Annotated in this window: 17 protein-coding genes; 13 read left to right on the top strand and 4 right to left on the bottom strand. The window is 38.6% G+C overall.

All coding sequences use genetic code 11. The annotated features are described in order from the left end of the window. Positions 1–24 precede the first annotated feature (24 nt). Positions 25–825 carry a YwqG family protein gene (locus tag ACFO3P_RS11990; protein WP_289584682.1) on the bottom strand — a complete coding sequence of 267 codons (801 nt, stop codon included), beginning with the start codon at positions 823–825 and terminating at the stop codon, positions 25–27. 536 nt (positions 826–1,361) lie between these two features. Next, positions 1,362–1,967: a TetR/AcrR family transcriptional regulator gene (locus tag ACFO3P_RS11985; RefSeq protein WP_289584684.1), complete on the bottom strand. Its 606-nt coding sequence runs from the start codon at positions 1,965–1,967 to the stop codon at positions 1,362–1,364. 239 nt (positions 1,968–2,206) lie between these two features. Here ACFO3P_RS11985 and ACFO3P_RS11980 point away from each other — a divergent pair, with 239 nt between their 5' ends. The 3 genes from ACFO3P_RS11980 to ACFO3P_RS11970 all read left to right on the top strand — a co-directional run bounded on the left by ACFO3P_RS11980 (position 2,207) and on the right by ACFO3P_RS11970 (position 6,119). After that, positions 2,207–3,103, top strand: a complete 897-nt coding sequence (locus ACFO3P_RS11980) for an NAD(P)-dependent oxidoreductase (RefSeq protein ID WP_042531287.1) — start codon at positions 2,207–2,209, stop codon at positions 3,101–3,103. Between the two features lie 65 nt (positions 3,104–3,168). Further along, positions 3,169–4,677, top strand: coding sequence for a CoA-acylating methylmalonate-semialdehyde dehydrogenase (locus ACFO3P_RS11975; protein WP_289584685.1), 1,509 nt, complete (start codon positions 3,169–3,171; stop codon positions 4,675–4,677). A 152-nt stretch (positions 4,678–4,829) separates the two neighbouring features. Beyond that, a complete protein-coding gene (locus ACFO3P_RS11970) occupies positions 4,830–6,119 on the top strand; it encodes a GntP family permease (RefSeq protein WP_042531291.1) in 1,290 nt (429 codons plus the stop codon). Between the two features lie 214 nt (positions 6,120–6,333). Here ACFO3P_RS11970 and ACFO3P_RS11965 read toward each other — a convergent pair whose 3' ends face one another. After that, positions 6,334–6,999: a Crp/Fnr family transcriptional regulator gene (locus ACFO3P_RS11965; RefSeq protein WP_193062601.1), complete on the bottom strand. Its 666-nt coding sequence runs from the start codon at positions 6,997–6,999 to the stop codon at positions 6,334–6,336. A 74-nt stretch (positions 7,000–7,073) separates the two neighbouring features. Here ACFO3P_RS11965 and ACFO3P_RS11960 point away from each other — a divergent pair, with 74 nt between their 5' ends. From ACFO3P_RS11960 to ACFO3P_RS11950, 3 genes are all read left to right on the top strand, one after another. Beyond that, positions 7,074–7,826, top strand: a complete 753-nt coding sequence (locus ACFO3P_RS11960) for an HAD-IIB family hydrolase (RefSeq protein WP_289584686.1) — start codon at positions 7,074–7,076, stop codon at positions 7,824–7,826. A 30-nt stretch (positions 7,827–7,856) separates the two neighbouring features. Then, on the top strand, positions 7,857–8,351 hold the full coding sequence (locus ACFO3P_RS11955; protein WP_289584687.1) for a phosphoribosylanthranilate isomerase: 495 nt from the start codon (positions 7,857–7,859) through the stop codon (positions 8,349–8,351). A 415-nt stretch (positions 8,352–8,766) separates the two neighbouring features. Next, positions 8,767–9,303, top strand: coding sequence for a CueP family metal-binding protein (locus ACFO3P_RS11950; protein ID WP_289584688.1), 537 nt, complete (start codon positions 8,767–8,769; stop codon positions 9,301–9,303). Between the two features lie 72 nt (positions 9,304–9,375). Here the strand turns inward: ACFO3P_RS11950 and ACFO3P_RS11945 are convergent, their stop codons facing one another. After that, complete coding sequence (locus ACFO3P_RS11945) at positions 9,376–10,290, bottom strand: LysR family transcriptional regulator (protein ID WP_289584689.1); 915 nt, start codon at positions 10,288–10,290, stop codon at positions 9,376–9,378. A 216-nt stretch (positions 10,291–10,506) separates the two neighbouring features. Between ACFO3P_RS11945 and ACFO3P_RS11940 the strand changes: the two genes are divergently transcribed. The 7 genes from ACFO3P_RS11940 to ACFO3P_RS11910 all read left to right on the top strand — a co-directional run bounded on the left by ACFO3P_RS11940 (position 10,507) and on the right by ACFO3P_RS11910 (position 20,293). After that, positions 10,507–12,537, top strand: a complete 2,031-nt coding sequence (locus ACFO3P_RS11940) for an oxidoreductase (RefSeq protein ID WP_289584690.1) — start codon at positions 10,507–10,509, stop codon at positions 12,535–12,537. Between the two features lie 36 nt (positions 12,538–12,573). Then, positions 12,574–13,338 (top strand): type I 3-dehydroquinate dehydratase, encoded by a 765-nt coding sequence (gene aroD, locus ACFO3P_RS11935; RefSeq protein ID WP_193062607.1) that lies wholly within the window; start codon positions 12,574–12,576, stop codon positions 13,336–13,338. Between the two features lie 168 nt (positions 13,339–13,506). After that, positions 13,507–14,382, top strand: coding sequence for a shikimate dehydrogenase (locus ACFO3P_RS11930; protein WP_289584691.1), 876 nt, complete (start codon positions 13,507–13,509; stop codon positions 14,380–14,382). Between the two features lie 272 nt (positions 14,383–14,654). Beyond that, on the top strand, positions 14,655–15,875 hold the full coding sequence (locus ACFO3P_RS11925) for an MFS transporter (protein ID WP_212928571.1): 1,221 nt from the start codon (positions 14,655–14,657) through the stop codon (positions 15,873–15,875). A gap of 184 nt (positions 15,876–16,059) precedes the next feature. Next, entirely contained in the window at positions 16,060–17,337 is a 1,278-nt protein-coding gene (locus ACFO3P_RS11920; protein WP_212928570.1) for an MFS transporter, read from the top strand. A 262-nt stretch (positions 17,338–17,599) separates the two neighbouring features. Continuing rightward, a complete protein-coding gene (locus ACFO3P_RS11915) occupies positions 17,600–17,785 on the top strand; it encodes a hypothetical protein (protein ID WP_042531312.1) in 186 nt (61 codons plus the stop codon). Between the two features lie 369 nt (positions 17,786–18,154). After that, entirely contained in the window at positions 18,155–20,293 is a 2,139-nt protein-coding gene (locus ACFO3P_RS11910; RefSeq protein WP_212928569.1) for a DEAD/DEAH box helicase, read from the top strand. Positions 20,294–20,407: the final 114 nt, after the last annotated feature.

Below are 20,407 nucleotides of genomic sequence, written 5' to 3'. Positions count from 1 at the left end.
ATATAAAACAGCACAGGCAATATTTTAATAACAATCCCAATTAAAGAGTACTTTACTAAAATCTTTATTTTTCAAATCCTCTTCAGAGATAAAAAAATTCCCGACACCGGAATCTCCCCATACAATCTTATCTCCGGAACTATCCATTTGCAGCAGCAATATATCTGCATCTTGATAATCTCCATAGGCACGCGGGTCTTCCTGTGTAAAGAAGGGGTAGCCGCCAAGTTTATGACCTGTCCCATTAAATAGCTGGAAGAATGCTTCCTCTAGCTTTTCATCATGGTTTATTTCATCGAAAATAGCTGCATACATTTCATCACTGCGATAATCGCCTCCTGTGAGAGCTTCCAAGTCTGTCTCAAAAGCTAATCCCATTTCCTGCTCGACAGGGAAAAATAGCTCATCATCTGGCAGTGTTACAAATGAAAAGTCTTGGATTAATTGGGATTCATCTTGAATTACTTTTTCATGATAGATTACTCGAAACCCAGATTGATTTTGTCCATCATCAAAATCTACTCCCAGCAAATCATCATTGCCATCAATATAAAATTGCAAAATCCCTTTATGGGGAAAATGCGGTAAATGAACAGGAACTTCTTCAAAATTAATTTGCGTCAATAGTTTTAGAGGAATTCCCTCTTCATTTTCAGGGTACTCCATTGAAGCAGGGAAATAAGGGTCACCTGCAAACTTGCTTTCGAATAAAGATGTTTTCCGCTCTGTAGTAGAAACCTTTACAACTGGTATCAGCGTATCTTGAATGATAGAGCGGTATTGCTCGAATGCTTCAGGTAATTGTAATGATGTTTTGTTTGGCATAATAAACCTCCTGAAATTCAGTTTATTCTGTATAGTAGTTACTATAGCAAATGAGGATAATCAAAGAAAATATGAAAGCAAATAATTCATATATTGAAGGTACTTAGGGTTGTAGTAGAGGAACTTGTTGATGAGTGAAATATATTACTGGGGATTTCAGTGATTAGAGTAGAATATATTGGCATATTTTTAGAGAGATTATAGATCATTTTAAAAGGTAACTGCAATTATCATGCATATCCAAAAAGAAGTTAACCGTCCTGTATCTTCCGAATATCAGGAAAGCTAACTTCGTAAATCAGATATTTTTTCTTTAATCAGCCGTCTACTACATTATAAACAGTATGTATGTCACTTTATTTGTAATACACAAAATTATCGTTAAGCATTTACCGATATATATATAGCATAGTGAATTTTATCGGGATCTTTCCCAAATCGTTCTTCATTTTAGAGACAAATTAGAGCAGGGAAAGTAAATCAAGTAATTCCTAATTTATTAATGTAAGAAATCATCGCCCAAAATGATATATTTACTACCTTTTTAACCCATCCAAGATAGTAGATGTGAATTTATTCATTTCCTCCACGATATCAAATTGTTCTCCGAAAATAATCCAATCATAGATAGTGCCTCGCATACACCTCGTAATTAATACAGATACTTCTTCCGTCGTTAATCCTTTCTTAAATTCTTTATTCTTAATTCCTTCCTGAACAAAAGAGTTAATTACTTGATAAAGATTCCTGTTTGGGTCAGATAAATAATGATTTTTGTTAATGGTTAGCGACATTGCATTCATGTATACAGTTCTGATTAAATCTTTCCCTAACTCGTCACGTAAATAAATCATTTGAGCTTCAAAAAATATAAGAATTTTTTCACTTGCTTTAATGTCATTTGATATTCCTTTCTGAAATTCGGAATAGAAATTATCAATATCTTTAAATTTTTCATTGAAAATATCATATTTACTATTGAAATGCACATAAAAAGCCCCTTTAGATACATTACAGGTTTTTACAATTTCATCCACCGTTACATTATCAAACCCTTTTTTATCAAAAAGTTCTAGCCCAGTTTCCAAGAGTGCTTTTTTGGTCTCTAGGGCTTTTAGCTTTCTTGCTGTTATATGTGTCATAATATAGCCCCCTTTCATTTAGAATAGCATAATATTTTTGAAATGTAGAATCAATCTTTTGAAAAGTCTTGACTATTTTTAATTTTACATTTATTATGTTGTTAATGCATTTCGGTGACCGCGGTATTTGACTTTAGTATGTGAAATATAAATATAGAAGAAGAATGGAGGTTTAACAATTATCAAACAGTAAAATGACAGCGTTTCCATTCGTGAAAATTATTTGAAGGAGGGGTTTGATGGACACAAAGAAAGTTGGTTTTATTGGGTTAGGGAATATGGGTTATCCAATGGCAAGCAATTTACTAAAAGCGGGTTATACCGTTTATGGAGTAGATGTAAACAAAATGAATGAAAAGAGGTTCGCTGAAATTGGTGGAAATATTGGATTCACATCCGCCACACTGCCAAGTGAAGTAAATCTTATATTTACTAGCTTGCCAACGCCACCCATTGTAGAAAGTGTTTATTTAGGTAACGAGGGCCTTGTAGAGAATGGAAAAACATCATTAACATTGGTTGACCTAAGCACAGTTTCTCCAGAATTAAATAAAACGATTGCAAAAGCTGCCTTACAAAACGGGACTCAATACTTAGGCGCACCAGTAAGTGGAAGTGTAACTGGCGCAGAAGCAGCCAGCTTAAGTGTGATGGTTGGAGGTAACAAAGAAACATATGATTTCGCATTACCATACCTAAAAGCAATCGGCAAAAACATCTTTCATGTAGGAGAAGACCATGGAGTGGGAACTGTTGTTAAATTAATTAATAATTTAATGGCTGGTATTCATACACAGGCCGTTGCAGAAGCTCTATCTATCGCAGATGCAGCAGGGTTAGATCATAATATCGTTTATGAAATCGTAAATGTAAGCTCAGGACAAAGTGATGTATTTAGACGAAACTATAAAAATTTTATAGCTAAAGATGAGTATTATAAAGGAGCATTCACTACGGAGCTACTATTAAAAGATTTAAGGCTGGCAAATTATGTTTCCAATTCATTTAAAACAAAATTGCCTTTAGGTGAAGCGTTAGTAGACTACTTTGAATCTAATATAAAAGGTTACGAAGATAAAGATATGTCGACAGCATATCTCATGTTAACAGAACAAAAGGTTGAACCTGCTAAGTAGTTTTTAATAATTAATAAGATACTATTGATTTTATGAAAAAATACTAAATGGGAGGAATTGACGATATGGCTACGGTAACGTTAGATACAGTAACACATTATATCAATGGAGAGAAAGTGAAAGGACAGAATGATAAGTTTGGTTATGTATACACCCCGTCAACTGGTCAGAAAATAGCTGCTGTTCCTTATGCTTCCGATGAAGAAGTAGATGAGACGATACAATTAGCCAAAAAGGCTGCGGCAAAATGGGCAAAAGTTTCTGTGGGTAAAAGAGTTGAAGTTCTTTTTAAGTTCCGTCAATTATTAGTTGAAAATACAGAGGAATTAGCACAGTTAATAGGGAAAGAAAACGGAAAAACAATTTCTGATGCAAAAGGAGAGATAAGCAGGGGGATAGAGTCAGTTGACCTGGCAATTGGAGCGCCGCAAATACTTAAAGGGGAATATTCTGTTAATGTTGGCGGGGAAATAAATGCTTATTCCATGAAACAGCCGCTTGGCGTTGTAACATGTATTTCTCCTTTTAATTTCCCAGTTATGGTACCGCTTGCAATGAGCGTGATGGCGGTAGCAGTAGGAAATGCAATGATATTAAAACCATCCGAAAAAGTTCCATACTCTGCTATATTACTCTCGGAGCTATGGGAAAAGGCTGGTTTACCTGCTGGTGTTTGGAATGTTGTAAATGGGGATAAAAATACGGTCAATGCCATTATTACACATCAAGATATTCAGGCGATAAGCTTTGTAGGGTCTACAAAAGTAGCTGAATTTATTTATGAAACAGGTACGAAGCACCATAAACGTGTCAATGCTTTTGGCGGTGGGAAAAACCATATGGTTATTATGCCAGATGCCGATATTGATAAAGCAGTCGATTCCTTTCTAGGTGCTGCTTACGGTTCAGCATCGCAACGCTGTATGGCCATATCCGTAGCGATGCCAGTAGGGCGAAAGACGGCAGAAGTATTTACAGGGAAGCTAAAAGAAAAAGTGGAGAAGCTGAAAGCTGGATCTTATGATGATGAGACAGCTGACTTTGGTGCAGTAATAAGCGCCGAAGCAAAACAAAGCATTTTAAGTGCTATTGATGAAGCAGTAAAAGAAGGAGCTAATATTGTTGTAGATGGAAGGAACCCTGATGTGGAGAACAAGGAAGGATTTTATCTCGATGCTACGTTATTAGATAATGTTACTTCTGATATGAATATATACAAAGAAGAAGTATTTGGTCCGGTACGTACAATCACTGCAGTCGATTCAATTGATGAAGCCATACAGTTAATCAATAATCATCAATATGGTAATGGTGTGACCGTATTCACCAATAGTGGCCGTGATGCCCGTGAATTTACTCAAGAAATTGAAGTGGGAATGGTTGGCGTAAATGTACCGATTCCAATTCCTGTAGGTTATCATAATTTTGGAGGGTGGAAAGATTCACGATTTGGGGAAGGGCAAATGTTTGGTCCAGATACTGCTCGATTCTTCACTAAAACTAAAACGGTCTCCGAAAGATGGTTTGACCAATCCGCCTCGGATGAAACTAATTTTGATTTTCCTAGCAGTTAATTGAAGGGGCCATTAAAACTGGCCCCTAATCTTTTTAACAAGAAAGCACAGAGTCTCTAATCTGTATTAAGTTTCCTGACAGATAGATTAGTACTTTCATCAACTTTATACGAACAGTAAAATGTAAACCCTTACAAAAGGATGGGGATCAAATGGTAGGGATATTATTAGGCTTAGTCTTGTTAATTGTTCTAGCCTATCGCGGGTGGTCAATTATCTGGATTGCACCGATTTGTGCTGGAGTTGTGGCGGTATTTGGTGGGCTGGATTTGCTTGATGCATATACAAATACATATATGCAAGGGTTTGTCGACTTTACGAAGAATTGGTTTCCTGTGTTTATGTTAGGTGCAATCTTCGGTAAGTTAATGGAATTTAGTGGCATGGCCCAGTCGGTGGCGGAAGGTATAATTAAAGTTTTTGGTGAAAAGCAAGCAATTATTGGTGTAATTATGGCTTCAGCAGTTTTGGCATATGGTGGTATTAGTGTGTTCGTTGTTGTGTTTGCTGTCTATCCACTTGCGGTAAGTATGTTTAGGCAAGCAGATATTCCTAGAAAGCTGATGCCAGCTACAATTATAACTGGGATGATGACATTTGCTATGACGGCACTTCCCGGGACGCCGCAAATTCAGAATTTGATTCCAACTGCTTATTTTAATACAACAGCGGCAGCTGCACCTGTTATGGGACTTGCTGCTTCATTAGTTATGGGCGGAGTCGCTTATTTCTATTTAAAGAAAAGAGAAAAGAATTTAAAAAAGGCTGGCTACGGATTCCATGAATTAGAAAAAGATTCTGAAGCAAAAGGAAAGTTAATTGATAAACCGCCACACATTCTTTTGTCTTTACTGCCTCTAGTGTCAGTAATCATTACGCTTAATATTTTATATTGGGATATTGTTGTTTGTTTATTAGTTGGTATCTTATTAATTATTTTATTCTCATTAAACCAAATTAAAGGTCTGATTCCTTCATTAAATCAAGGAGCTACGGATTCGGTAATGGCGATGATTAATACTTCAGCAGCGGTTGGGTTTGGAACGGTGGTAGGAGTAGTGCCGGGATTCCAAAAATTAAGTGATTATATCTTGGGGATTGAGGCAAATCCGCTTATTTCAATGGCTGTTGCATCCAATTTGATGTCTGGAGCGACTGGTTCAGCTTCTGGAGGCTTAGGTATTACGATGGAAGCTTTAGGTCAAAAATATAATGAAATCGCTGCGACATCTGGTATTGCACCAGAAGCATTTCACCGTATCGCATCCATCGCTTCAGGCGGTTTAGATGCGCTGCCACACAATGGAGCGGTAATAACGATATTGATTGTAACAGGACTAACACATAAAGAGTCATACAAAGATATTGCAGTAGTAGCAATTGTTTTCCCGATATTAGCGCTTATACCAGCTATTTTATTAGCAAGTGTGGGTATTTATTAATGTTTATAAATAGCTCAGCATGATGAAGAATAGTACTTGACTTTCAAGTAATTAATTCCGAATCCTGCATTTTGAACTATGGGTAATCTCTACTCTACCCATAATTCAAAATGCAGGATAAGTTTTTATCATCTTTCTTTATGAGCAAAGGCTGCTATGAGAGGGGACTTTAATTTCGCATTTTTGATATAAAGAAAATGGCAGCAATATATACCTATTCAAACCGAACCCCCTCAGAAATCTCCTCCACCTTATCCCATTGCAAAATTCGTATTTCATCCTTCTCTCGTTCTGCAATTTCTTGATCCGTCCATTGTTTCAAAATCCGGTTGATATGCCTTTTCGTGGTTCCAATTAAAGCAGCAGTTTCTTCCATATTATTTGTTAAAAGATAGGACGCTCTCGAATCTGAATCAGAAGCAATTGTACACAAAAAAGCAGCCAATCGGACATTTGTAGGGGATAGGGCATTTACTCTGGATGAAATAGTGCATGTCCGAAGTTTATAGGCCAGCTCTTTTAATAATATTTGCATAAAGACTGCATCATACTTTAACTCTTTTTCATATATCCATTTCGGAACAAAGACAAATGTACATGGTTCTGCGGCGATGCAATTTGATTGAATCAGACCGCCTTCCAGAATTTCAATATCTCCCATAACAGCAGGGGGCTGGCAATAACGGAGCAGCAGTTCCTTACCCGTGATTTCTTGACTGGAAACAAAGTATCTTCCGTTTATTAAAAAATAAAATCCGTCGATTTCTTCTCCGGCGGTTAATATGTATTCTTGTGATTTATACGTTCGAATGCGGATTTCCTTTCCCAGGTTATTTGAAATGGAATAATTGTAAATGACGGTAAATTGGTTTAATTCCATGTTATTTCCTCCTCGGGACATCTGTCCTTTCGTAATTTTTTATCCATAGTATACTTGAAAAAGAGGTGATTCACATGAATTTTGTTTTTGATATAGACGGAACGATTTGCTTTGATGGGAAAACAATTGATTCCTCCATTATACAAGCGCTGGAAGAAATAAAGGCAGCAGGGCATCAAGTGATTTTTGCGTCGGCAAGACCAATCCGTGATTTATTGCCAGTCTTGCCGAAATCTTTGCAGCAAGAAAAACTGGTTGGAGGGAATGGAGCATATACTTCAAACGGGAAGAAGATGGATGTTATCCATTTTCAAGATAGCCTGCTTACAAAACTGATTATGCTGGTAGAAGATCATCAAATAACTTATTTAGCAGATAGTGACTGGGATTATGCGTTTACTGGAGAGAAGACACATCCTATTTATAAGAATATTAATCAGTCTTCCGCACAGAACAGAGAGTTAAGAAGTCTGCCTAAGCTGTGCAAGCTGGTTTTGTTTCAGCCGCCGCAACGTGTGATAGATGAGCTCGCCGAATTGCCTGTAAATATAACCTATTATAAAGGGGAAAATGCGATAGATATCAGCCCGCTTGGAATTAATAAAGTAAGAGGATTACATAGCTTGCATGTTCAGGAGTTTATTGCATTTGGAAATGACAGTAATGATCAATGCTTGTTCGAAAATGCCTTGTACAGTGTCTGTGTTGGTGAACATGAAGTAGAACAATATGCATCTATATCGGTAGAGAAGGAAAAGGTAGCAGCAATGATAACCAAAGCATTGCATATGTATGGGAATCAAGAAATGCAAGGAGTATATATTTAACTAAGTCTCTGAACAAAGGGAGATGTCTAAATGCAAAATGAAAAATTTTCTATTTTTTTAACCATTGCAAAACAGCTTAATCAGAAAGAAATTACTCCTCTATTAATGGGGTCTGTAGGTTTAGAAATAGTTACAGGGAAGAACTGGGATACACAGGATCTGGATATACATGTTCCCGGTGATAAAAGAGGATGGGAGATTCCGCCAGAACAAGCTATCTATGATTGGGACGACATTATGAAGGCCATGCTATCTCTGGGATACAGCTTTGTTGATTTGCATGAGCATGAATTTGAAAAGGATGGGCTGGCTGTCGGATTCGGTATTATGGACACATTGCCGGACTTTGCGGGGATATCGCTTGAGGAATTAGAACTCCATCAGCAGGGAGATGCGACGTATTATCTTTTAACATCTGAGCAATATTTGAAAGTATATGAGGCTTCCTTTAAGGACAGCTATCGTGCGAACAAAAATAACCAGAAAGATAAAAAGAAAATCGCTTATCTGCGCGACTTGATTTGAAGAGGATTGCTGTTTCTATTAAAATATAGCTCTATCCCTAGCTATATTTTAGGGCCACAAAAAATAAACCCTCGCATGCTTTAGCGGGCGTTTGAGGGATTATTTCAATAACTCAGCGCTACTCATTATGATGAAGCAGTCTATTGTAAAAACCGTTCGGTGTGAATGCACCGGGCGATTTTTAATAGTATATTCATTTATATTTTAAGAATACACTATAAATATAAAAATGGAAAGATTAGGAGATGTGTATCTTTCAACTCTTTTACATACATTTATGAACGTTCTGTTCATAATAGCCCTTCCTCTTCCTATAAAGTTAACTATATTGTGTCAGTTATCATGCGAATATAGGAAAAAGCATCGCCGTCCCGTATAATACAAGACAAGAAACCCTATTTGGAGTGTGAATTTCATGGAGAAGAAAATAATCCTGGTCTTGTTTGGATTGTTGGTTTTATTAACTGCCTGCAGTAGTGAAGAGGACAATCAGGAAGGAAATGCATTGGACGAAACCGTAGATATCAAGGAATTAGTCCATCATTATAGTACAGAAGAAATTGTTGACGAGAATGCATCCATTACTTCCGAGCAGCTGATTGTAACAAATGATGAGGGAGAGGAGGAAGCAGTATATGATTTGCCGGAGGATGAATTTTTTGTTTCGATAGCTCCCTTTGAACAGCAGACGCATCCCTGTGAAATTCATAGTCTAACAGGATGTCAGGGAGAAATGGTTCAAGAAGAATTTGAGGTTTACATTGAAAATGCAGCGGGCGATGTGATTATAGATGAAACCATACAAACCGGAGAGAATGGCTTTATTGATTTATGGCTTCCTCGGGATGAAACTTATACGGTTGAAATCAAACAGGATGGAAAAGAAGTAACATCAGAAATCAGTACATTTCAGGATGATTTCACCTGTATCACAACGATGCAATTAATATAAGTTATTGAGATGAAGGCTGTCTGGAGTATCCAGGCAGCCTGTTTTGATGACAAGGCAAAATGAGTTTGCGGGCTATTCCACTTTGTTTTTTGTTTTTAAATAATGTTTTTGACAATAGCTGATGACAAAGCTGCGAAATGCGCTGGTTGCTGGGGACAGGTAATCGTTTTTCCTGGCAGCCATATAGATAAAGCGGTGATAAACAGGTTTTTTTATGTTAATGACTTTAACCGGAAAATGAGAAAGCGCCCCTATATTCGGGATCACGGCAATCCCATAATTGGCTGCGACCAGCCCGGCCATGGCATTATCTTCTTCCACTTCACAAATAATTTCAGGAGTTAAATTTACTTTATGAAATAATTCATCAACGATGGGACGCAGCCCGCTGTTTTGGTTGAAATAAACATAGGGGTAGCTGGCTGTCTCCTCTAAGTCAATGCTTTCTCTGTCTGCTAAAGGGTGATTTTCCGAAACAATTAATACAAGCTCCTGCTCTGCAACGGGTGTAAATTCAATGTCAGGTTCATTATATTTCATCGAACAGAAGGCAATATCGTACATATTTTCTTTTAGATTTTGAATTATATTTTTGGTGGTTCCCTGATAAAAAGAAAAAGAGATATTTTTATAGGCGCCTTGTTCAGAAAAGTTCTTAATTATTTCTGGAATGAAATAAGGTCCAAGCGTATAAATAAACGCCAGATCAATGACTCCGTGTGACGGACTGGTCAGTTCACGCAGTTTTTTTTCTCCTCTTTCCAGTTCAGCCAGTGACCTTTCTGCATACTCAAGAAAAAAGTGTCCATATTTTGTTAATCTAATATTTCTGCCCTGCTTTTCAAATAGATAGACTCCAAGATGCTTTTCCAGCTCAGTAATGGCGTAACTTAATGTCGGCTGAGAAATGGAAAGTTTATTCGCTGTGTTGGTAAGGTGTTCACTGTGCGCCAGTTCTCTGAAATATTGAAGATGTTTTAAATTCATTTTTATACCTCCATTCGCTTCGGAGCGTCCTGTATATTTATTATGCTATGATTCATAGATAAAATCTATTGATTTGTTGAAAAAACCTATTAGATTTATGAATCAGTATCAAATATAATAAAGGTGTAAAGGAAATTAAGGAATAAAAAGCAGCTTCAAATTTTTTTAAAACTAATTGTGAAATATTTCACGAAATAATAAAGTGGAGGTATTATAATGAGTGTATATGAACATATTTTCCAACCGTTAACTGTCAGAAGGATGACGATACCCAACCGAATCATTATGCCGCCTATGGGAACAAATTTCGCCGAAGTAGACGGATCGATGAATGATGAGCATATAATGTATTACGAGCAGAGAGCAAAGGGAGGGACTGGATTAATTATAGTCGAAAATGCTTGTGTATCTTTTCCAATGGGATCGAACGGAACAACACAGCTTCGTATTGACCATGACCAATTTATTCCCAGGTTATATAAATTAACAGAAAAGCTGCATAAACACGGGACACAAGCAGCTATTCAAATCAATCATGCAGGAGCATCTGCTGTGCCGGAAAGAATTGGACATCAGCCGGTATCTGCTTCCAATGTTCCTTCGAAAGCGGGAGGGGCTGTTCCAAGACCGTTGGAAAAAGAAGAAATCCTTGAAATTGTTGAAGACTATGGTAAATCAGCTAAACGTGTGGTTGCTGCCGGATTTGATGCAATTGAAATCCATGCCGGACATTCCTATCTTCTGAATCAATTCTTATCACCAATCTATAATAAACGGACCGATGAATTTGGAGGAAGCTATGAAAATAGAGCACGATTCCCGCGGATGGTCATCGACCGTATTCGTCAGGAGGTCGGTCCGCATTTTCCAATCAGTCTCCGGGTAAGTGCCGATGAATTTGTAGAGGGCGGCAATACATTAGAAGATATCCTGCATATCCTGGAATATTTAGATGATGAAGTAGATATCTTTAACGTATCAGCTGCAGTAAATGATACCATCCAATATCAAATCGACGAAATGAATTTAGCGGATGGCTGGCGTTCTTATATGGCAAAAGCAGTGCGGGAAAAATTCCATAAAACGACGATTACAACAGGAAATGTCCGTCAGCCGCTGACAGCAGAAAAAATTCTGGCAGAAGGCGATGCAGATTTAATTGGAATGGGACGCGGCTTGATTGCAGATCCGAACTGGGTCAATAAAGTAAGAGATAGCCAGGAAGATATGCTTCGAAAATGTATTTCATGTAATATCGGCTGTGCCGGTCATCGTATCGCTCTGAACCGTCCAATAAGATGTACGGTGAACTCGGATTTATTTGGCGGCGATGCGTATAAGGATAGAAAAGTGAAGAAGGACGTAACGGTTGTTGTGATTGGCGGCGGAACAACGGGGCTGGAAGCAGCATGTACAGCAGCGGAAGTGGGATGTAAGACATTTCTTATCGAAGAAAAAGCAGAACTAGGCGGTTTAGCCAGAGAGATTTCGAAGCTTCCTGATAAGAAGCGGATTTTAGATTTTCCTGTATATCTGGAAAAAAGAGCAGAGCAATTAGATAATTTGACAATTTTAACAAATTCAAGAGCAACCATTGCGTTAGTGGAAAGCCTAAACCCCGATATTATTGTTAATGCTACAGGGTCTAAGCCGTTGTTGCCGCCGATTGAAGGTCTCCATGATCGTATTGATAAGGAAAACAGCAGTATTTATTCTATTGCTAAACTGCTTCAGCAGATTGATGAATTTGAAGCGCAGTATTTAGAAGGAAAGAAAATCGCTGTAGTAGGCGGCGGTGCTGTCGGTCTGGATGTGGTAGAATTCTTCAGCAAACGTGGCAGCGATGTCAGCATGATAGAAATGATGCCGGCAGTTGGCGCAGGCTTAGACCATATTACAAAAATTTCAATGATGACCATGCTGAAGGATTATGAGGTCGATGTTCGAACCGAAACAGCATTGACGAAAGTAGAAGACAATTCTTTCCAAATCAAACATCAAGACGAAGAAGAACAAATGGCATTTGATTATGGATTTATCTGTCTGGGAATGCGTCCTGAAAATAAAGAAGTTCCAGAATTACAGCAATATTTCCAGGCAAACCATGTGGAAGTCGTAAATATCGGAGACAGCTGGGGCGCCAGAAAAATTATGGACGGCACACGTGAAGGAAGAAATATTCTTACAACATTAGAGAAAATAGGTGCCTTTGAAGAACCAGAGAAGAAAGAAGCGATTCCTTTTTAAAGGATTCCTAATTATTCATCCCAAGGAGGAGAAAAAATGATCAAAGCCGTGGAAGTAAAAAATATTCGTATCGGTGAAGGGATGCCAAAGATTTGCATCCCGATGGTTGGCAAAACGGTTGACCAGTTGATAGAAGAAGCAGATTTTCTAAAAAGCCTGGAATGTGATGTAGTCGAATGGCGTGTTGATTTTTTTGAACAGGTTGAGGATATCGAAAAAGTAAAAGAAGCCCTTACGGAGATACGCAAGGTGCTTCCGGAGATGCCTCTGATATTTACTTTCCGCAGCTTCAATGAAGGAGGAGAAAAAGAGGTTTCTGTTAATTATTATTTACAACTGAACCGTGAAATATCCGCAACAGGGCAGGTTGATATCGTTGATGTCGAACTTTTCAATCAACCCGAAGATGTAAAACAAATCATCGAAACCGCGCATGAACATGGTGTATTTGTTATCATATCAAACCATGATTTTAACAAGACGCCAGATAAGAAAGAAATCATAACCAGACTTTGCCGGGCTCAAGAGCTGGACGGCGATTTACCGAAGATTGCTGTTATGCCGGAAACAACGGCAGACGTACTGACATTATTGGATGCTACGAGAGAAATGAAGGAGAAATTTGCTGACAGGCCGATTATTACAATGTCGATGGCAGGAAAGGGCGTTATTAGCCGTCTCGCTGGGGAAGTATTTGGCTCTGCATTAACATTTGGTGCGGCAAATAAAGCATCAGCGCCCGGACAGGTTGCAGCGGCGGAATTAAAACAGACGTTGCATCTGCTGCATCAGAGTTTATAAAATAAAAACCCAGTTAACCAGGATAAGATGCTTCCTAATAAAAAAATGGGATTATTGCAGTTATTCATGTGAAATATTTCACAAATGTAGTGGGGCATTAGAGTGTAGTGTATAGGTAAAATAGAAAAAATCAATGGTATGTTATCAAAAATTCAGGAGGGAATTAACATGACAGATCAAGGCAGAATCGACGGAAGAACAAAATTGATTGGACTGACAGCAACACCTATTGGACATTCTTTATCTCCGGCAATGCATAATATGTCATTTCGGGAACTGGGACTAAATTATGTCTATATGGCATTTGAGGTAGATAACAAGCAGCTGGAGGATGTTGTCACCGGGTTCCGGGCCTTAAACCTGCGTGGATTTAATGTTTCCATGCCGAACAAAACAAAAATACTTCCATTACTGGATGAATTAACAGATGGAGCGCGTTTTGCTGGTGCTGTGAATACCGTATTAAATGATAATGGCAAATTAATAGGTTATAACACAGATGGGATCGGCTATTTTCGCAGCTTGAAAGAAAATCATATCGATGTAAAAGGAAAGAAAATCACCCTTTTGGGAGCCGGTGGGGCGGCAACGGCAATTGCTATCCAGGCAGCTCTGGAAGGAGTAAAAGAAATTTCCATTTTTAATCGAGACGATGAATATTTTAACCGGGCGGAAAATAATACGGTGATTATCAATGAAAAAATGGAAGGGGACTGTATAGCAAATGTGTATCGGTTAGAAGATAAAAAAACGTTGAAAGAAGAAATTGCAGCAAGCGATATTTTAACAAATGCAACAGGTGTTGGAATGAAACCGCTTGAAGGGCAAGCCTTAGTTCCCGACCCTTCTTGGCTGCGTCCGGAATTGATTGTTTCCGATGTGGTCTATATCCCTAGAAAAACAAAGCTGTTGGAGATGGCAGAGACCGTTGGCTGCCAGGCAATCAATGGTCTTGGGATGATGCTTTGGCAGGGCGCTGCCGCATTCGAATTGTGGACAGGTCAGGAAATGCCAGTGGAATATGTGAAAAATCAGATGTTTTGATTACGCTGTACTGATTTGGAAGGGTAAGTCATCGAAATGCCGTATTAATCCTATTCTGTGAGAGGAGAGCGTAAACCAATGTTGTCAGGTTAATGAATTTTCTTAAATATGATGTTTGTTACAACTAGATAGCAAAAAACTATTTAGCGTAGTGTTTTTCGCAGCAGTCACACTAACCTGAAAACATTGGAGCGTAAACTCCCACAGAATGATGAATCATTTTATATCCAGTAGAAAATAAAAAGTCCTTCAAATGAGAGGAGAAAAAAATCATGAATACGAAAAGATATTATCCAGCTGCATTGGCACTCTATATTACTTTTATTATCCATGGTATTGGAGTATCTATTCTGGCACAATATAAAGATGAGCTGGCAGAGCTGTGGGGAGCAGCAACCTTGCCCAATGGCGCGTTGGATGTAAGTATCGTTTTTACCGTTATTGCTGCATTAGGGCTGGGGCGTCTGATTACGCTGCCAATCTCAGGACCTGTTTCCGATAAATTTGGCAGAAGAGTTTCCAGTCTGATTGGTGTCGGTTTATATGTATTATTCTTTGTTGGAATCATTTTTGCTCCGAATTTCTATGTTGCTTTTGTCTTTGCCTTATTAGGAGGAGCTGCCAATTCCTTTTTGGATACCGGGGTTATTCCATCCCTTATGGAGATTTTCGGTAAAAAGGGCAGTATAGCGAATATGTTCACTAAGTTCTCTATATCTATCGGACAGTTTGCATTACCTTTTATGATAGGGTTTGTGGCTGCCAGCCAAATGTCATTCCAAACCGTTTTTTACTTTGTAGCGATTCTGCTCGCTATAGACGGTGTGTTGCTGGCTTTTGTGCCATTACCGCCAAATAGCAGTACCCAAAAGACTGATAAGAACCAGAAGAAAGAAAAAATGAAATTCACAGCGACAAGCGTGGTCATTATTCTTATTGCATTTACATGTACTTCTACATTCCAGCTCTGGCTGAATGCCAACCAGGAATTAGGAACATTATATGGTATGGAAAATCCAAGCACCATTCAGTCCTATTATGCCATCGGATCTATTGTTGCTGTATTATTAACGGCTGTTTTCATCAATAAAAAATGGCTCAAACCAGTTCAAGTGCTTATTTTATATCCAGCGATATCAGCGGTTATGCTGCTTATTATTTACTTTATAGAAACGCCGGCTATTTTACTGATTGGCGGGTTTATTCTCGGATTCGCTGCAGCTGGCGGAGTATTACAGTTAGTAACATCCACAGCAAATGAACTGTTTCCAAAGCATAAAGGAAAAATCACGTCCATTGTTATGATTTCATCCAGTCTGGCTAACTATATTATTTTAAGTGCAGCTGGTGTGATTACAAGAGTTGGCGGTGTAGACGGACCAAAATATGTTTTATTGTTTAACTTTGCCATAACAGCTATAGGTGTGTTGCTTGCAATTTACGTTAATAAAAGATATAAGAAAGAGAATGAAGGTATGGTAGAAGCCGCGTAAAGCGTGTTACAGTGATTTAAGCACGGTTCTATTTCAAATCGAATGGAATGGCATAGGAAGCACCATACAGTGGGAGAGGGCAGTCTCTCCCGTTGGTAAAATGACAGACCCCCAGGGTTGTTCCAGAGGGGATAATTACTTTGATGGTGAATGAATGGATACTAGCTGAAAAAGGTGATGCAAAATGAAAGAGAAGAAAAAATTCCATTACGCTTGGGTGGTCTTAATTGTCTGCTGTATGATCAATTTTGCCGGCTTAGGTACAATTTTCAACACATCGGGTATATTCTTTCCTTCTGTTACAAAGGAATTGGGGATTGGCACAGGAGATATGTCTTTATACATGACTTTTCTATGCTTGGCAATGTTTGTGGCTTCTCCTTTAGTGGCAAAATTATTACCTAAAATCGATGTCCGCATTACATTATCTGTTGCCTTTGTGGTAGCTCTTTCGGCTATTGCTGCCATGTCGTTATATACAGAAATATGGCAATGGTACCTTTCTGGTATCGTTATCGGATTTGTCGGAGCATTTATTTTTTATATTCCTATTCCGGTTATTGTTCAAAATTGGTTTCACAAAAAAACGGGAATGGCTTTGGGAATCATCGGTGCTTTTACAGGTATTGGAGGAGCAATTATGAATCCGGTGATTGCTTCTTTCATCGACAGCTTTGGCTGGAGAACTGCATATGTGATCACCGCGATTATTATCGGAGTGATTGTCCTGCCTTTCACCATTTTTGTTTTACGCTTTAAACCGGAGGATAAAGGGTACAAACCATATGGCTATGCAGAAACCTTAGAAGATCAAGAAACCTTTAAAAAAGAAAATGAAAAGGGCGTACCTGTGAAAGTTGCGATAACGAGTTTAGCTTTTTTCTGTGTAATTATCATTGCTTCATTTTCCGGGTTGATCAGCGGATTAAACCAGCTGTTAACCTCCTACGGTGATACTGTCGGATTAACCACTACAGCCGCTGCCACATTAGTTTCGGCTTCGATGATATCGAACCTGCTTACCAAATTTCTCTTTGGAGCAGCCAGTGATAAATTTGGTGTGAAAATGACGTTGATTGTCAGTGTGCTGTTGATTGCATTTGGCTTCAGTCTATTTTTCATATCTCATGGAACCTATGCTACCGTGTTTACTGCTTCCCTTCTGTACGGTATTCATGCATCGGTTATTATCGTCGGGCTGCCATTGATTACAAAAGAATTATTTGGAAAGAAACATTTTGTTGAAATTTTCTCTTATGTAACGATGGGACAGGCGTTAGTAAAGTCTTTCGGATTTGCGGTCTTCGGTTATATGTATGACCTTTCCAACAGCTATGAACCAGCTTTCATGTTAGGAATCATTATCTGTGTGCTGATGGCTGTGTTGACAGTCGGGGCGTTTCGGAGCAGGAGAAAAATGGAGATTGTTATGAAGAAAGAGATTGGGGAAAGTATGCAGTGAAATGCTTTTCTAAAAATCACGTACAAGGATATTAGTGTAATTATAAAAACAGTATATTGAGCGGAGTTTGTCTGCTTTCTCTCAGGAGACTGAGATTCCTTGTAAGCAGGCTTTTAGACGGTGGGAAAATAGCATCGAAAAAAGAAGTTTTCACCGTGGAACTGACAGTATGTTGCAATCATCTTTAATTTGTAATTAAATTCCTTCCAGCTTTCATAATTGACTCACCTTGTACATACGCTAAAGCAAGGAGGATGATAAGATGGATAAAACTGATGAGCCAATGAAAAGAATGGCTAATTTGCGATTATCACATGCGGGATTTGCTCAGTATTATAAGGAATTATTAAGCAGAAATCATCATCTTTTTAAGGGAAGCCGAAAAAATAAATCTCACCAGCATTTTTTTCAGAAGGTTCATCGGGCGAATTATTTTGATATTACATAGAATTTGCTTGATGCAAATATAAAACGAAAATTCATTTTTTCGTGATAGATCAGCTTCAACATTGTTCTAACCGTTTGGTATACTTAGATATCAAGCGGTTTTTTATGATGGTTAAGAACGGTTTTAATCTACATTTGAAAACAGGAAATGCGTTTGCGTTATCGATAAAGGGTAAATACGTAACGATAAAGACATCTTCTCTTTTTATCGTGCGGGAAACAATGCTACAATAATATAATGTCATACATTCTGCTGAAGCGGAATGTAATTTTGAATAGAGATGAGGCAGCTGGTAAAAAAAATTGCTGTCTGTGATCGATAAAAAAGACAATTTTACATGTTTGATATAGAGCAGCAGGAGGAGAAATCATGGTACGGACGAAACAGGACGTAGAACGGTTAGAAGCGGAGCTGAACCGGATATACGACAGCATCGATATGAACTCGGAGGAGTTATTTAACAATCGAATCAAAGGAATATGGCAGAGGCTGAAAACAAGCTCAGGAAATGAACAATTAAAGACGATGCCTTTAGATACAATGTTAACAGTGAATAAAGAGCTCCCTGTAAACACTTTGAAGCATAATGGGCTGAAAACAATGAAAGATATAGCGGATAAACCAGCTCAGGACCTGGCGCAGCTGGATGGAATGGATGAAAAAACGGCAGAGCACATTTATCAGGCAGTTTCTAAAATAAAAGAAGCAGTATATAAACAGGCAACGCCGCGTGTGAATCCGGATGATATTTCTGATGAAGATGTTCATTTGCTGGAATCGATTTATAAAAAATGGCATTTGTTAAACATTCTTGAAGAGATGCAGGAGAAATTTCAGGAGTATTATGATGAAACGATATCTGATATTGAAATGGCCAAGAAACAGAAAGGATTTTTTGGCGGTTTATTTCAGCCGAAAGAGGAGAAGGAAAAAATACGGTCTGCTTTTGCCAATCTAAATAAAAACAAGCATCAAAAGGAATTAAAACAGATAAAGAAAAGATTAGATTATATGCTTGATTTTGAAGTGAGTAAAGAAGAGCTCAAAAAGCATTTTGAAAGAGAAAATGCCTTTTACTATACAGAAATTGAAAAAGCAACGGACTTTGACTCGAAGAATATTTCCGAAAGTCTGCCAGAAGAAGTGGTAGGAGCAGTAAATAACCATCCGCTTGATACGAATGGACTGCATATTACCTTAAGAAATTATCAAATTTTTGGTGCGAAGTATGCTTTGCTTTATAAAAAGACGCTGCTGGGGGATGAGATGGGCTTAGGAAAGACGGTTCAAGCGCTTGCTATTCTCAATCATCTCAGGCAAAACCATCAGGGACATGCTGTCATTGTTTGTCCACTAAGCGTAATCGCCCACTGGAAAAGAGAGATGGAACAGCGGTCTGCTTTACAGGCATTTATCTTTCACGGCAGCAATCGTGAAGAACAATTTCAGGCCTGGCAAGAAGGTACGGGTATTTTAATAACCACTTTTGAATTGGCGGGAACTCTGCCATTGGAAGGCAGTCATCATTTTGATGCGTTGGTTGTTGATGAGGCGCATTATGTGAAGAATCCGAATACAAAGCGCTCGCAAAATGTTTATCATTTGGCAGACGAAGCGGAGTATGTCTTATTTATGAGCGGAACTCCACTCGAGAACACGGTAGAGGAAATGATGCAATTGGTCTCTGTCCTGCAGCCGGGAATTGCGGATGACTTATCAGAAGAGATGCTGTTGCGTAATCCGCAAGCATTCCGTGAAGCCATTGCTCCAGTTTATTTAAGGAGGAATCGGAAGGACGTATTACATGAGCTTCCGGATTTGGAGATTATTCCAGAATGGGTTCCGTTTGGTGAAGAAGAGAAGAAGTTCTATCAGCAGGCAGTGAAAGAGGAACAGGTTATGGCCATGCGCCGTGCAGGCTGGCAGGGCGAATCTCAGAGTAAGTCACCGAAGCTTGAGAAGCTGCTTGAAATCTGTGAAAATGCAAAAGAAAACGGTCATAAAGTGCTGGTATTTTCTTATTTTAAAGATGTTATCCAGACAATCAGCAGTAATTTAGAAAAAGAGGCACATCGCGTCATTACTGGGGATGTTTCCAATCATAAAAGACAGGAAATCATTGATGCCTTTACAGCGGATGAAGCTGGTTCCGTTCTGGTCAGCCAGATTACTGCCGGCGGTGTCGGGGTGAATATTCAGGCTGCCAATGTGGTTGTTTTATGCGAACCGCAATGGAAGCCGACAATGGAAGAACAGGCGATCAGCCGTGCTTATCGAATGGGACAATCTCGAAACGTTGTCGTTTATCGCTTATTAACGGAAGAGAGTATTGATGTGGCAATGCTTGACGTATTAGGAGAGAAAGCGAATCTTTTTAACCTGTTTGTAAAAGAATCTGACACAGCATCACGCATTTTAGATGAGCAGGAGCAGGAAGAGGAAGAAGCTTCTATTCAGAAAAAAGTATTGAAGCTGGAGAAAGAGCGGTTTATGGAGACTGTGCGTTAAAAGACTTTTTGAATTGCATACACGGAAGAATTATCATATTTCTTATGTGATGTATTATGGAGCATGTTTCACCTGCAAGAAAGCCGGGAAAACCTTCTATAACGAAAAAGGAGG

This window comes from Oceanobacillus aidingensis (assembly GCF_042654105.1).
Classification (GTDB): Bacteria; Bacillota; Bacilli; order Bacillales; family Amphibacillaceae; genus Oceanobacillus; species Oceanobacillus oncorhynchi.
Note: the sequence above shows the minus strand (reverse complement) of the source record. Positions and strands in the feature narration are given on the sequence as shown.